At 51.7% G+C, this 13,726-nt stretch carries 14 protein-coding genes and 1 pseudogene; 14 read left to right on the top strand and 1 reads right to left on the bottom strand.

Translation table 11 applies throughout. The features are described 5' to 3' along the window. The 13 genes and pseudogenes from M3G15_RS20250 to M3G15_RS20190 all read left to right on the top strand — a co-directional run. A partial coding sequence (locus tag M3G15_RS20250; protein WP_483874608.1) for a DNA mismatch repair MutL family protein occupies positions 1-789 on the top strand: 789 nt, incomplete at its 5' end. Positions 790-813: 24 nt separating this feature from the next. Then, positions 814-1,599 carry a class I SAM-dependent methyltransferase gene (locus M3G15_RS20245; protein ID WP_260071897.1) on the top strand — a complete coding sequence of 262 codons (786 nt, stop codon included), beginning with the start codon at positions 814-816 and terminating at the stop codon, positions 1,597-1,599. Beyond that, positions 1,583-2,557 carry a tRNA (adenosine(37)-N6)-dimethylallyltransferase MiaA gene (miaA, locus tag M3G15_RS20240; RefSeq protein WP_009226591.1) on the top strand — a complete coding sequence of 325 codons (975 nt, stop codon included), beginning with the start codon at positions 1,583-1,585 and terminating at the stop codon, positions 2,555-2,557. Before M3G15_RS20245 ends, miaA begins: the two co-directional genes overlap by 17 nt. Positions 2,558-2,581: 24 nt before the next feature. Continuing rightward, positions 2,582-2,821: an RNA chaperone Hfq gene (gene hfq, locus M3G15_RS20235; RefSeq protein WP_260071896.1), complete on the top strand. Its 240-nt coding sequence runs from the start codon at positions 2,582-2,584 to the stop codon at positions 2,819-2,821. A gap of 362 nt (positions 2,822-3,183) precedes the next feature. Next, positions 3,184-5,784 (top strand): transglycosylase domain-containing protein, encoded by a 2,601-nt coding sequence (locus tag M3G15_RS20230; protein ID WP_260071895.1) that lies wholly within the window; start codon positions 3,184-3,186, stop codon positions 5,782-5,784. A gap of 265 nt (positions 5,785-6,049) precedes the next feature. Continuing rightward, complete coding sequence (locus M3G15_RS20225; RefSeq protein ID WP_260071894.1) at positions 6,050-6,610, top strand: ribonuclease FAU-1 family protein; 561 nt, start codon at positions 6,050-6,052, stop codon at positions 6,608-6,610. Between the two features lie 3 nt (positions 6,611-6,613). After that, positions 6,614-7,300 (top strand): YdcF family protein, encoded by a 687-nt coding sequence (locus M3G15_RS20220; protein WP_009226595.1) that lies wholly within the window; start codon positions 6,614-6,616, stop codon positions 7,298-7,300. Between the two features lie 108 nt (positions 7,301-7,408). Then, entirely contained in the window at positions 7,409-8,392 is a 984-nt protein-coding gene (locus M3G15_RS20215; protein ID WP_009226596.1) for an AAA family ATPase, read from the top strand. Positions 8,393-8,432: 40 nt separating this feature from the next. Further along, positions 8,433-8,826, top strand: a pseudogene (locus M3G15_RS20210) (HflX-like GTP-binding protein); the annotation flags it as partial. 64 nt (positions 8,827-8,890) lie between these two features. Then, the gene (locus tag M3G15_RS20205) at positions 8,891-10,144 is read left to right on the top strand and encodes a methionine gamma-lyase family protein (RefSeq protein WP_260071893.1); all 1,254 of its coding nucleotides are present in this window, start codon (positions 8,891-8,893) and stop codon (positions 10,142-10,144) included. 82 nt (positions 10,145-10,226) lie between these two features. Beyond that, on the top strand, positions 10,227-10,637 hold the full coding sequence (locus tag M3G15_RS20200) for a MerR family transcriptional regulator (protein ID WP_009226599.1): 411 nt from the start codon (positions 10,227-10,229) through the stop codon (positions 10,635-10,637). Between the two features lie 23 nt (positions 10,638-10,660). Next, positions 10,661-11,998 carry a type I glutamate--ammonia ligase gene (glnA, locus tag M3G15_RS20195; RefSeq protein WP_009226600.1) on the top strand — a complete coding sequence of 446 codons (1,338 nt, stop codon included), beginning with the start codon at positions 10,661-10,663 and terminating at the stop codon, positions 11,996-11,998. A gap of 166 nt (positions 11,999-12,164) precedes the next feature. Continuing rightward, on the top strand, positions 12,165-12,323 hold the full coding sequence (locus M3G15_RS20190) for a hypothetical protein (RefSeq protein ID WP_260071891.1): 159 nt from the start codon (positions 12,165-12,167) through the stop codon (positions 12,321-12,323). A gap of 119 nt (positions 12,324-12,442) precedes the next feature. Here the strand turns inward: M3G15_RS20190 and lexA are convergent, their stop codons facing one another. Next, entirely contained in the window at positions 12,443-13,069 is a 627-nt protein-coding gene (gene lexA / locus M3G15_RS20185; protein ID WP_009226602.1) for a transcriptional repressor LexA, read from the bottom strand. 315 nt (positions 13,070-13,384) lie between these two features. On the opposite strand from lexA, the gene M3G15_RS20180 reads away from it, so the two are divergent. Next, positions 13,385-13,645, top strand: coding sequence for a LysM peptidoglycan-binding domain-containing protein (locus M3G15_RS20180; RefSeq protein ID WP_232282361.1), 261 nt, complete (start codon positions 13,385-13,387; stop codon positions 13,643-13,645). Positions 13,646-13,726 lie beyond the last annotated feature (81 nt).

The following is a 13,726-nucleotide window of genomic DNA, read 5'->3' as shown; positions in this document are numbered from 1 at the left end:
GAAGGCCGGACGCTGCGGGAGCGGGGCGCAGCCGGCGCCGGCACGTACGGCGCCGCGCCAAGCCAGGCCAAGCCGCAAGGCGGGCTTGGCCAACCAAGCGCCGCCGCCTACGGGGGCGGCGGCGAGCGGCAGCCGCTGCCACCCGAGCGGCTGCAGGAGATGCCGGAAGCGTTGTACGGCTCGCCTGCGGCGGCGCCGGAGCTTCCGGCGTTTCCCGAGCTGTCCTTGATCGGACAGCATCACGGGACCTACCTGATCGCCCAAAACGATCAGGGGCTCTATATCATCGACCAGCATGCCGCACACGAACGCGTAAATTACGAATACTATTACGAGAAGTTTGGCCGCCCGGCCGATGCTTCCCAGGAGCTGCTCATTCCGATTACCTTGGAATTTACCCCATCGGACAGCGCCAAGCTGCAGGAGCGACTGCACTGGTTCGAACAGGTTGGGGTTGTGCTCGAGCACTTCGGCGGCGGCACCTTCCGTGTGGTTGCGCATCCGTACTGGTTCCCGCAAGGAGAGGAAGCGAGCATTATTGAAGAAATGGCCGAATGGGTGCTGAACGAACGGGCCATCGACCTGGCCAAGCTGCGAGAGGCTTCATCCACGATGGTCTCGTGTAAGGCGTCGATCAAGGCGAACCAAAAGCTGACGCCGGAAGAGGCGAACACGCTGATTCGCCGGCTGGCTGCCTGCAAACAGCCGTACACCTGCCCGCACGGGCGGCCGATCATCGTTTCGTTCTCCACGTATGATTTGGAGAAGCTGTTTAAGCGGGTCATGTAACCAACGCAAACGGAGGAATTCATCATGTTAATTACCACGGGAGACCATGAATCGCCCGCCGTCGTGCTCAGGGCGCGGGAACTAGCCCAGTTGGCCCGCGTTCCGTATGTCCCGCGCGGCCGGACATCGCTCGCCCGGTTGGCCGAACGTCATGGCGACAGCGACATTCTGGTGGTCCTGGAGCAAGGAGCCCGTCTGCATCGGACCGGCCGGGAAACGATGACGTTTCACCCCAGCATGGCGTTTGTCCGGGCGAAACGGCTGTTTAAAGGGGAAAGCGACGCGATGCTGGACGCTGCCGGAGTGGTTCCCGGCGACGTCATCATCGATGGTACGGCAGGACTCGGGGCCGATGCGATGATCTTTTCGATTGCTGCAGGGGCTGAGGGGAAGGTATTGGCCTTGGAGGATTCCTTGCCGCTTTGGGCCTTGCTGTACGAAGGGCTGAAGCACTACGAGTCCGGTCTGCCGGCTTTTGACGAAGCGCTGCGGCGGATCGAACCAGTACATACGAACCACTTGGACGCGCTCCGGGCGATGCCCGACAAGAGCGCAGATATCGTTTACTTCGACCCGATGTTCCGCGATCCCATCACGGAATCGTCGTCCATTTCACCGCTGCGGGCGTTTGCTAATCCAAATCAACTTGATCCGGAGGCGGTGAAGGAGGCTTGCCGGGTTGCTCGGAAAGCGGTTGTCCTGAAAGAGAAGCGCGGGAGCAGTGAATTTGATCGACTTGGGTTTCAGGCGATCAACCGCTCCCATACTAAAATTGCTTATGGAGTGATTTCGCTTGACCCGAAACGATAAACCGAAACTGCTTGTGCTGCTCGGCCCAACAGCGGTCGGCAAAACGAAGCTCAGCATCGAGCTGGCGCGGGACCTGTCTTGCGAAATCATTTCCGGCGATTCCATGCAGGTCTACCGGGGGATGGACATCGGCACCGCCAAAATCACCAAGGAAGAAATGGGCGGCATTCCGCATCATCTCATCGATGTGCTGGATCCCGACGAACCGTTCTCCGTCGCATTATTTCAGGAGTGGTGCCGCAAGCTGATCCCGGAGATTACCGAACGCGGGCATTTGCCCTTTATCGTTGGCGGGACGGGGCTCTACATTGAATCGGTCTGTTATGAGTTTCAATTTACGGAAGCGGGGGCAGATGAAGAATTTCGTGCTCAGCAGCAAGCGTTCGCTGAAACTCACGGGGTCGAAGCGTTGCACGCCAAATTGGCGGAGGTCGATCCCAAATCTGCAGAACGTCTGCATCCGAATGATGTGCGTCGGGTGATTCGGGCGTTGGAGATTTTTCATATCACGGGGGAGACCTTATCGTCCCAGCTGGAGAAACAGCAGAAGCAATCCCCTTACGAGCTTTGCCTCATCGGTTTGACAATGGACCGCCAAATGCTTTATAACCGTATTGAACGGCGAATTGACGAGATGCTGCGGCTTGGCCTTGTGGATGAAGTTCGCGGACTCCTGCAGAAAGGATACAGCCGCGATTCCGTTTCGATGCAAGGTCTGGGGTATAAAGAAATTGTTGAACATCTGGTGGACGGCGTTCCGTTGGATGCTGCGGTCGAGAAGTTGAAACGGGATACGCGCCGCTTTGCCAAGAGACAGCTTTCCTGGTTCCGCCATATGAAGGATATCCAATGGATTGACGTCGGCGACGGCGAAAATTTTTCCGAGATTTTGGCGTCAGCGCATGCTATAATAGCAGGAAAGTTTCCCGCTGATCTTGAATATAATTCTAAACACTAATTGATTCCTATTGGGGGTACGGCTATGAATAAGACCATTAACATCCAGGATACATTTTTGAACCAATTACGGAAAGAGAGCATCCCGGTCACCGTATTTTTGACGAACGGCTTCCAGATCAGAGGGACGATTAAAGCATTTGACAACTTCACGATCGTCATTGACAGCGATGGCCGCCAGCAAATGGTGTACAAGCACGCGATCTCGACGTTCCAGCCGCTGCGGAATGTATCGCTCATGCAGGAATCGCAAAACGAGGATTAAATCAGGCTGAAACTTTTTGAACTTCAATACGTTAAGAGTATAGGATGAAGATGGAGCAACCTGAACCAAGGTTGTTCTTTTCTTTCCAGGCACTTTTAAGCCAGAAGCTTAGGGTCTGCCGAAATTGTTGTTCGGTCAGGTGATGTTCAAAAATCACTCGGATATCATCGATTCCGTCATCGAACGAACGCTTGTGCGGTGATATGATAGGTTCAAAGTGGAAGGGACTGCACCTTACGCCACTGAACACTGCTCGTGGTTGGGAATTTCCATTCACGCACAGGATAGAGAGAACAAACCGCAACGGCCGATCTTTGAACATCGACTTAAGTGAAATGGCAGGAAGGGAGTCAGAACAAACCATGTCTAGCCAAAGGCCATCAAGACTGCAACGAAGCGGTAAGCCGGACAAAAAGAACAAAGCGCCGAAAGCTCATAAAAAGAAAAGGCTGACGGCCAAACGCGTGTTGTGGACTTCATTTTTTACGATTGCTTTTGCGGTCTTCTGCGCAATTGCAGGCTATATGTACATTACGGTCAGCGGTGAGAAGATCCTGATGGAAAATGGGGACAAGCTGACGGTTTACGAAACAACGAAGGTGTATGACCGCAAAGGGGTACTGATGGGCGAATTGTCCATCGATAAGAGTGAACCCGTGGAATCGGACGAGATTCCGGAGCTGTTGAAGCAAGCGTTCGTGGCAACGGAAGACCGCCGCTTCTTCGATCATAAGGGTGTGGATTTATGGTCGATCGGCCGGGCGGCTGTGAAAGATATCGTCGCCCGCTCGTTGGTTGAAGGCGGCAGTACGATCACCCAGCAGCTGGCGAAGAACATTTTCTTGAGCGCAGACAAAACGTTCTTCCGGAAAGCGACAGAAATGTCGATCGCTTTAGCCTTGGAACGCCGCAAAACCAAGGATGAAATCCTGACCTTATATTTGAACCGAATCAACTTCGGGGGGACGGTCTATGGAATCAAGGCCGCCTCAATCCGGTATTTCGGCAAAAGCGATTTGAATAAACTTGACTTGTGGGAAATGGCTACACTAGCGGCGATGCCAAAGGGGCCGTCTCGATACAATCCGCTAAAAAACCCTGAGCTTTCTAAAGAACGTCGTGCCGTGGTACTCGAGCTGATGTATCAGGAAGGTTATATTACAGCGGAGCAACGGGATGAAGCGAAGGCGGTGGATTACAACTACGAGCCGCCGGCTACCAATCAAAGCTATATCGCCTTTAAAGATTATGTCGTGGAAGAAGCCGAGGAGAAATTTGGGCTAACCGAGGACGAGTTGAACCGCGGCGGATATAAGATCTACACGACGATGGATGCACAAGCGCAGAAAGCGTTGGAGAAAGCTTTCGCGAACGACGATTTTTTTGAGAAGAGCAAAGATGACCAACCAGTTCAGGCATCGATGGTGATCATGAACCACCAAAATGGGAGTCTCGTCGCCTTGCTGGGCGGCCGGGATTATCAGCGCAAAGGGTTCAGCCGACTGGACAGCCGCCGTCAACCGGGCTCGGCGTTCAAGCCGATCGTATCGTACGCACCGGCTCTGGAATCCGGCAAATTTACGCCAAACTCGCAGATCAGCAACGAGAAGCAGTGCTTTGGCGACTATTGCCCAACGAACCTGCATGGATATTCCAAGACGATCAACATGACTGATGCTTTGACGAAGTCCGAGAATATCCCAGCCGTCTGGTTGCTGAACGAAATTGGCGTAAGCACCGGGGTCAAATATGCCGAGGCGATGGGGATTAAAATGGACAAAAATGACCGCAACTTGGCCATCGCACTGGGCGGTTTAACCTACGGTACGAACACGCTCGAAATGGCCGGTGCCTACAGCGTATTCGCCAATGGCGGTCTGTACAATCAGCCATACTCGATCAAATCGATTGTTGACCACAACGGCGTGGAGAAATATAAATACAATGCGCCTAAGCCAAAACGGATCATCAGTGAACAAACGGCTTATTACATGACCACGATGTTGCAAAACGTCGTTAACGACGGTACCGGGAAACGAGCTAAATTGGATCGCCCGGTTGCCGGTAAGACAGGGACAACGCAACACGGGATCCCGGGGCTGAAGAGCAGCAAAAACCGTGATGTCTGGTTTGTCGGTTATACACCGGAGTGGACCGGGGCTGTCTGGATGGGGTACGATAAGCCGGACAAAGATCATTTGCTGAACGGAAGCAGCGGCCAGACCGCGGCCTTGTTTGCCGCCGTCATGAAGGAAGCGCTGAAGGGTGAGCCTGTGAAGCCGTTCCCGGTTCCGAAGAACCTGCAGCCGGAAGAGCCGGAGGAGCCAGAAATCGCAGCGCCAACAGGTTTAAATGCCTCCTATAATCCGGATACGGGAGCGGTATCCCTCAGCTGGACCGGCGTTGAAACCGCGGATGCGGTATATCGTATTTACCGCCGGGAAGCATCCGAATCCAGCTTCACTCATATTATGGATTCCGTGACGACCGAGGCTGAAGATATCAGCGTCACACCGGGTACTGGGTATGTGTATTACGTCACGGCGTATGATCCGGTGAATGCGGTAGAGAGCGAACCTTCGAACACTGCGCAAGTGCTGATCGACGGCGTGGAACCGCCAACCGACGAAACGCCTGTTGGACCGGATCCAGGTACTCCTCTTGATCCTAATCTGCCCGACGGCGGAGGCGGAGATCAAGGCTTCCCGCCAGGAAATGGCCAAGGGAATGGGAATGGCCAGAACAATGGAGGAAATGGCAATGGGAATGGAAACGGTAATGACGGTTCGAATGGGAACAACGGTAACGGACAAGGCAACGGGGGAGGCAACACCACGGATGATCTCCCCATGGATGATGATGACGGAGGTGTGATCGTTCCGCCGGCCGATGGCGGGGACGGAACCGGCAACACGGATATTCCAGCAGGAACTACGGACGGAGCCGTAGGAACCGGAGGATAACGGCTGTTCATCTGCTGTCTTTGTTCAAGCGAATCAACCCTCAGTCCTCGCGTAGGCGTGACTGGGGGTTGTTTTTTAAGATATCAGAAAGTATAAACTTCGGGGCAATGGCATCCTGATATCGCAAGAAAAACTTCCGCTAAACGCGGTCTGTCTACTTTGAATGTACGTCGACAGACGTTTTTCTTAGTGGGAAAATGGTTTTTGTGACTCTCTTTCAAATATGGTAAGCTGTTATTACATTGTGTTGAAAGGGATCTTATTTATGAAGCGAAAATTCGGAGACCGCGCGAATTGGCGCCGTGTGACCCATCGTCAATTCAAATCCAAGTATGTGGAGAGCGATGAGTTTACGGGATATGTCACGCTGTACAGTATTTTCGCCTTGCGTGATCCGTTATGGAAAACCTACGGGGGACATACTTTTCGGATCGCTGACAAGGGTTATACCTGGCTGCAGTATTATCCCAAAGGTGCCCATTTCGTAGTGACGGCGATGTTTGATGATCAAGGCGAGATCGTGGAGTGGTACATCGATATTTGTAAGACGCAAGGCGTTACGGATCAGGGCGTGCCCTGGTTTGATGATTTGTATCTGGATATCGTCGTACTCAAAAATCGTGAAGTGTTCCTCTTGGATGAAGACGAACTGGACGAAGCTTTATCGAAAGGCCTTATATCGGTAAAAGACTATGATCTGGCAACGGAAACGGCCCAGCGATTACTTCATGACATTAAGGAACGGCGTTTCCCCTATTTCCGCCTGTCTCTAGATCATTACCAGAGCGGATTTATGACTTCGGAACCGAATCAATCGGGGGGATAAACCATGCGTAATGCCAAACCAAACGAAATCATACGGATGCCGATGCGGCCAAACCAGCGTAAAGGGCGCGTGAGGAAACGGATCTTCCGCTGGGGGCTGGTCGTGATTTCGCTGGGGATCGGATGGATGTTGTACGTACTAGCTCAGATCGGCAGCATCGAGCGGAATCCGGCGGCGAACTCCGATTTATCCGATCCGGCTGAGGTGGGCATCGTTCTGGGAGCAGCCCTCTGGGGGGACGAGCCGAGCCCGGGGCTTCGGGAGCGTTTGGATCAAAGCCTGAAGGATTACAAGGCGGGCAAATTTCAATGGTTTCTTCTGACCGGAGGGTTGGATACGGCAACCTCCCAATATACCGAAGCGGAAGGTATGGCGAACTACTTGGAACAGCATGGAGTTCCGCGGGAGAAGATGCTGCTTGAGAACAAGGCAACTAGTACCTATGAGAATCTTAAATTTAGCCAAGAGATCTTAAAGGAGCGGGGGTTTACCTCTGTATTGATCGTGACCCACACGTTTCACGGAAACCGTGCTTATGAAATCGCTCAAGCGTTAAATTACGAGCAACCCCGCTTGTCGTTAACTTCCTCTAAGGTGCTGAAGCCGCTTCCCAATACGTTCCGGGAGATTTTGGCGTATACGAAATGGAAGCTCGATCAATTAGGATTAGCCATCGGCCTGATCTCATGACAAAACTTCTAATAACGGACAGGGAGAGAGAATACATTTAGATGTGTGTTCCGTAGATTGGGATATATACTTTCTCTCAGCCCTACCCTTATAAAGAGGTGATTACCTATGTCTGGGCGTGTCATGGCCAGAAACGGCTCTTCCGATGAGAGACCGTCGCGTCAGATCAATGTGATTCTCCGCAATACCGAGCCGCCTGTCGTCTCGCAGGCCATTGCCGAGAGCGAACCTCAGGTGTCGGCCAAAGGTTTGCCGCAGCAAGGGATTTTTGCCGAAATCCAAAAGGAACTGGATCACCTGGTCGGCTTGGATCATATTAAAGAGTTAATGTACGAGATATATGCGCTTTTGCAAATCGCCTCGATGCGTTCGGAAGCGGGGTTGCTATCCAGCGCCCAAGTGTACCATATGGTGTTTAAAGGCAATCCGGGTACTGGAAAAACCACGGTGGCACGAATCGTCGCTAAAATGTTTCAACGGATGGGTGTGCTCAGTAAAGGGCATCTCATTGAAGTTGAGCGTGCTGATCTGGTTGGCGAATATATCGGCCATACGGCGCAGAAAACGCGCGACTTGGTCAAAAAAGCGCTTGGCGGCATTTTGTTCATCGATGAGGCGTACAGTTTGGCGCGCGGCGGAGAGAAGGACTTTGGCAAAGAAGCAATCGATACGTTGGTCAAAGCGATGGAGGATCACAAAAACCAATTTATCCTGATTCTTGCCGGATACTCGGATGAAATGGACTTCTTCCTGTCCACCAACCCGGGGCTGCCGTCCCGGTTCCCGATTCAGATGGATTTTCCGGATTATACGATCGACCAGCTGATTCAAATTGCCGAGGGGATGGCGAAAGAGCGGGATTATATCTTGATGCCGCAGGCGATACTCAAACTAAAGCAGCATTTATTGCGTGAAAAATGCGAAAGCGATCAGGTGTTCAGCAATGCCCGATATGTCCGCAACGTGATTGAACGGTCTGTTCGGCAGCAGGCGGTTCGGCTGCTGAATCAATATGGCGGCGGTTCCCCGGGCAAGCTGGAGCTGATGACCATTCGAACCGAAGACCTGAAGCTGGATGTGAAGAAAACGTAATGGAATTATCGCATTGGATCCCCTCGAAGGAGCAGTGATCATGTCGAAGGTGCATTTGCATGAAACGACGACCCACCAAACGGATGTGGCCGTATTAGTCAGCTTGGTTACGTCGGAGACGAAGCAAAGTGGAATAAATTCTGACTACTCCCTGGCCGAACTGGTGCAGCTGGCCGAAACGGGCGGGGTAGAGGTTGCAGTTACGGTAGTCCAATATCGTGAGAAGCCCGATCCCCGCTGGTTGATCGGGAAAGGGAAAGTGCTGGAGCTTCGGGATCGGCACACGGGGGCCGGGGGAAAGCCAGCTGGAAACGGATCGCCGCCATATCCGCCGGCGGATCGGCGAGTTGAAACGTCAGCTGGAGGGGGTCACGAGGCACCGGCAACTGCATCGTGCGCGTCGGAAGGTCAACGGGGGAGTGCAAATCGCCCTGACAAGAAGCCCCTGCGGATATCACGACAAACGATGGAATAGATTAAGGGAGAGATAACGTAACAATGGCAGTATTTTCGGAAGAAATCGTACATTGGCTGGAAGCCGCTGAACGTCAGGTGGAAAGCCGGTTCCGGGAGGTCGACCGGATCGTCGATCACAACCAGTGGAAGGTTATTGAAGCATTTCAACGTCATCAAGTCAGCGATTTTCATTTTGCCGCTTCCACCGGTTATGCTTATAATGATCGGGGCCGTGAAGTGTTGGATTTAGTGTATGCGGACGTATTTGGTGCGGAGGCCGCACTGGTACGGCCGCATTTCGCTTCCGGCACGCATACGATTGCCACAGCGTTGTTCGGGGTCTTGCGTCCCGGGGACGAACTGCTCTATATTACGGGACGTCCATATGATACACTACATAAAGTGATCGGAACGCCGGGTGACGGCAGCGGCTCGCTGCAGGATTTTGGCATCCGGTATCACGAAGCTGCATTGCTGGCTGACGGCACAGTCGACTGGGACACCGTGAAGACCAAGATCACCGATAAGACCAAAGTCATTGGGATTCAGCGCTCGCGCGGCTACGACTGGAGGGATTCTTTTTCCGTTGAACAGATCGGTGAGATGGTTCACCGAGTGAAAGAGATCAAGCCGGATCTGATTGTCTTCGTGGATAACTGCTATGGTGAATTTACCGAGGAACAAGAACCAACGGAGGTTGGAGCCGATTTGATTGCTGGCTCGCTGATTAAAAATCCGGGTGGCGGCTTGGCGGAAACCGGAGGATATATTTGCGGAAAGCAGGACCTGGTCAACCTCGCATCCTACCGATTGACTGCACCGGGCATTGGCGGTGAGGTAGGGGCGATGCTGGGAACGACGCGAGGCATTTATCAAGGCTTATTTTTGGCTCCAACCATCGTAGGACAAGCCATTAAAGGCTCCATCCTGGCTGCGGCATTGTTTGAGCGGGCAGGATTCCGAAGCCGGCCGGCTTGGCAGGATCGGCGTACCGATCTGATCCAGGCGATTGCCTTTGACGCCCCGGAACAATTAATTGCGTTTGTCCAGGGGATTCAGCGGGCAGCCGCAGTGGACGGCCATGTCGTGCCCGAGCCTTGGGATATGCCAGGCTATGATCACCCGGTGATAATGGCAGCCGGGACGTTTATTCAGGGCGGGAGCCTGGAATTGTCTGCCGATGCTCCGATTCGTGCGCCATATATTGCGTATATGCAAGGCGGTTTGACGTATTCTCATGTTAAATTTGGCCTACTCACCGCACTTCAGACGATGAAAGACCGCAACTTGTTGTAAGTTATCCTAACATATCTATTGACATGTTAGGATAACTAACATATGATAAGGTCATGATATTCTAACTGGAAGGTTGATAGCGATGAGCGAGGAAATTCGCAGAAATATGGCCTTGTTTCCTATTGGTATCGTCATGAAACTTACGGATTTAACGGCAAGACAAATAAGATATTACGAGCAGCATGAATTGATTGTACCCGCACGTACCTCGGGAAATCAGCGGATGTTTTCCTTGAATGACGTCGAGCGGTTACTGGAAATCAAGAGTCTCATCGATAAAGGTGTCAATATCGCGGGGATCAAGCAGGTCATGAATCCGATGTCTCGGGAGTCCCAGGATGCGACAGTCATCACGAAGGACACGGAGGAGAAGAGAAAGGAAATGACGGATTCCCAAATCTACCGGATGTTGAAGCAACAGCTGGTGTCAGGGAGCAAACCGGGACAAGTTTCTTTGCTCCAAGGCGAGTTGTCTCGGTTTTTCAAAAAATAATCTAAACGTTGGGAGAGGTTAGGGTGAGTAACACGCAATACACCAAAGAGGATATTTTACGTATCGCTAAGGAAGAAAACGTACGTTTTATCCGTTTGCAGTTCACGGATTTGCTGGGAACGATCAAGAATGTGGAAATCCCGGTCAGCCAATTGGAAAAAGCGCTGGATAACAAAATGATGTTTGACGGTTCTTCCATTGAAGGGTATGTCCGTATCGAGGAATCGGATATGTATCTTTACCCGGATCTGGACACTTGGGTAATCTTCCCTTGGGTGACCGAGGATCGCGTTGCACGTTTGATTTGCGATGTATATATGCCTGACGGAACTCCGTTTGCCGGCGACCCACGCGCGATTCTGAAACGTGCGCTCAAGGAAGCTGAGGAAATGGGTTACACCGCAATGAACGTTGGTCCGGAACCGGAATTCTTCCTGTTCAAAACCGATGATAAAGGCAACCCTACAACCGAGTTGAATGACCAAGGCGGATACTTCGACTTGGCTCCTACGGATTTGGGCGAGAACTGCCGCCGCGAAATCGTATTGACCCTGGAGGAAATGGGCTTTGAAATCGAAGCTTCTCACCACGAAGTGGCACCAGGTCAGCATGAAATCGACTTCAAATATGCTGATGCGATCAAAGCTGCAGACCAAATCCAAACCTTTAAGCTGGTCGTTAAGACGATTGCCCGCCAGCATGGACTGCATGCAACGTTTATGCCGAAGCCGCTGTATGGCGTGAATGGCTCCGGGATGCACTGTCACCAATCGCTGTTCAAAGGCAATGTCAATGCATTTTATGACGAAAACGATGAGTTGGGCTTGAGCAAAGAAGCACGTCATTATATGGCCGGCATTCTGAAGCATGCCCGCGCATTCGCCGCGATCACGAACCCGACCGTGAACTCTTATAAACGTCTCGTGCCTGGGTATGAAGCCCCTTGTTATGTGGCTTGGTCCTCGAGTAACCGCAGTCCGATGATTCGGATTCCGGCTTCCCGCGGTCTCAGCACCCGGATCGAAGTGCGTAACCCGGACCCGGCTGCTAACCCATACTTGGCTCTGGCCGTTATGTTGAAAGCCGGACTGGATGGAATTAAGAAAGAGCTGCCGCTGGTTGATCCGGTTGACCGCAACATCTATGTGATGTCTGAAGAAGAGCGGGTGGAAGAAGGCATCCCAAGTCTGCCAGCCGACTTGAAAGAAGCGCTCGGCGAATTGCTCCGCAGCGAAATTATCAGCGAAGCGCTCGGAGATCATGCGCTGACTCACTTCTATGAACTGAAAGAGATCGAATGGGATATCTTCCGGACCCAAGTTCATCAATGGGAACGCGATCAATATATAACGTTGTATTAATCGGTGTTAACAAGCCAAGCCAGCACCCGGCAATTCAAGCGGGGTGCTGGCTTTTTTTTATTGAAACGGATGATGAATGAATAACAGTTTTTGGATTTCGAAACCATGCCATGATTTATCCTGGATTTGGACAACTTATAGGTATGAAATAAGGAGGTTAATGTAGATGACAGTAACCGAATTAAAAAGATACCAACGTCGGCGCTATCGGTTAAAGCAATGGTGGATCACGGAGCGTTCGGGGCTAGGGTGGGGCACGCGCGGTCGCCGCGAAAAAAACGGCTACTACAATCCCATGAGCTTCCTGAACCTCGAATGGGAATAGGAGGGGGAAGTCATCAAGTTCTCTAAAAGTAAATGAGGACGAAGCCGATGTCACCCCATCGCTTCGTCCTGCTCGGATTTCGTATCTTCGTTTCGCCTTCTATTAAGGAAGAGTTCGGATTAGTGCAGGTCGCGGAACAAGCCGATGACCTTGCCCAAGATGGTTACATGTTTCAAACGAAGCGGTTCCATCGTCGAATTCTCCGGCTGCAGGCGAATATGGTCACTTTCTTTATAGAACGTCTTGACCGTTGCCTCGTCATCCTCCGTCATGGCCACAACGATATCACCGTTGTTCGCCGTCTGCTGTTGGCGGACAATCACATAATCCCCGTTATGTATTCCAGCTTCGATCATGCTGTCGCCAACCACGGAAAGCATAAAGATGTCACCATCAGCTGCATAGTGCTCTGGCAGCGGAAAATAATCTTCAATATTCTCTGTCGCTGTGATCGGCACGCCTGCGGTGACCTTCCCAACAATAGGAACGCGGGTCACGCTGTGCGCAAACAAATTGTAATTCTCCGATTCCTCTTGACCCAGCAATTCAATGGCGCGCGGTTTCGTCGGGTCGCGGCGGATGAAGCCTTTCTTCTCCAGACGGTCCAAATGGCCGTGAACGGTGGAACTGGAAGCCAATCCGACGGCTTCACCGATCTCCCGGACCGAAGGAGGATATCCCTTAGCGCGTACTTCGTTGCGAATAAACTCAAGAATGGCCTGTTGCCGGCTCGATACCTTAGACATTTACGGATCAACCCCATTTAGTAACGTTTGGAAAAATTATAACATAGAACTGCCGTTCGTACAAACATTAGTTCTAAATAGTTTGGGAGACGAGAACTATTTCCGAAAAAAACAGGAACAACTGTTCGAAAAAACTATTGAATCAAACAAGTGTTCGTGTTATATTGATTACATTAACACAGAACACTTGTTTGGAGTGATGGTGAAATGTTGAAATATAGTTCTTATCAAAGCATCTATGAACAACCTTCTTTTCGTCGCCCTGTGAAGAGAAGTTTACATATGAACGTCTTCCTTAAGAGTAGATTGTCCAAAATGGCCCTGCTTTTAATCATCTTCAGCATCACATGTACTGGAATGGTACAAGCCTTTGCTGCTTCTTCGGATAGCTCTGAGGGAGCAAATCGGCCGGAATATGTCGTGGTTATGCCAGGGGATACGTTATGGGAAATTGCCGTGGCACATAAGCCTCAGGGCCTGGACACAAGGGTCTATGTTCAGAAGCTGATCCGGACGAACGGGCTGAGCAGCAGCGAGATTCAAGCTGGGGATACGTTGATGTTGCCGAGCAGATAATTGATGCTTACAAAGATCATGATCAGAGGTTTACCGATTCATTCGAACAGAGCTTGTTCCAAGGTATTCCGGCAGGGGTTG

The sequence above is a fragment of the Paenibacillus sp. p3-SID1389 genome (assembly GCF_025151705.1).
Taxonomy (GTDB): Bacteria; Bacillota; Bacilli; order Paenibacillales; family Paenibacillaceae; genus Fontibacillus; species Fontibacillus phoenicis.
Note: the sequence above shows the minus strand (reverse complement) of the source record. Positions and strands in the feature narration are given on the sequence as shown.

Coding starts and splice junctions, on each gene's coding strand:
- M3G15_RS20220 (WP_009226595.1), top strand. CDS start 6,614: ATGCGTAATGCCAAACCAAACGAAATCATACGGATGCCGATGCGGCCA.
- lexA (WP_009226602.1), bottom strand. CDS start 13,069: ATGTCTAAGGTATCGAGCCGGCAACAGGCCATTCTTGAGTTTATTCGC.
- M3G15_RS20230 (WP_260071895.1), top strand. CDS start 3,184: ATGTCTAGCCAAAGGCCATCAAGACTGCAACGAAGCGGTAAGCCGGAC.
- hfq (WP_260071896.1), top strand. CDS start 2,582: ATGAATAAGACCATTAACATCCAGGATACATTTTTGAACCAATTACGG.
- M3G15_RS20200 (WP_009226599.1), top strand. CDS start 10,227: ATGAGCGAGGAAATTCGCAGAAATATGGCCTTGTTTCCTATTGGTATC.
- M3G15_RS20245 (WP_260071897.1), top strand. CDS start 814: ATGTTAATTACCACGGGAGACCATGAATCGCCCGCCGTCGTGCTCAGG.
- M3G15_RS20190 (WP_260071891.1), top strand. CDS start 12,165: ATGACAGTAACCGAATTAAAAAGATACCAACGTCGGCGCTATCGGTTA.
- M3G15_RS20225 (WP_260071894.1), top strand. CDS start 6,050: ATGAAGCGAAAATTCGGAGACCGCGCGAATTGGCGCCGTGTGACCCAT.
- M3G15_RS20205 (WP_260071893.1), top strand. CDS start 8,891: ATGGCAGTATTTTCGGAAGAAATCGTACATTGGCTGGAAGCCGCTGAA.
- M3G15_RS20180 (WP_232282361.1), top strand. CDS start 13,385: ATGGCCCTGCTTTTAATCATCTTCAGCATCACATGTACTGGAATGGTA.
- M3G15_RS20215 (WP_009226596.1), top strand. CDS start 7,409: ATGTCTGGGCGTGTCATGGCCAGAAACGGCTCTTCCGATGAGAGACCG.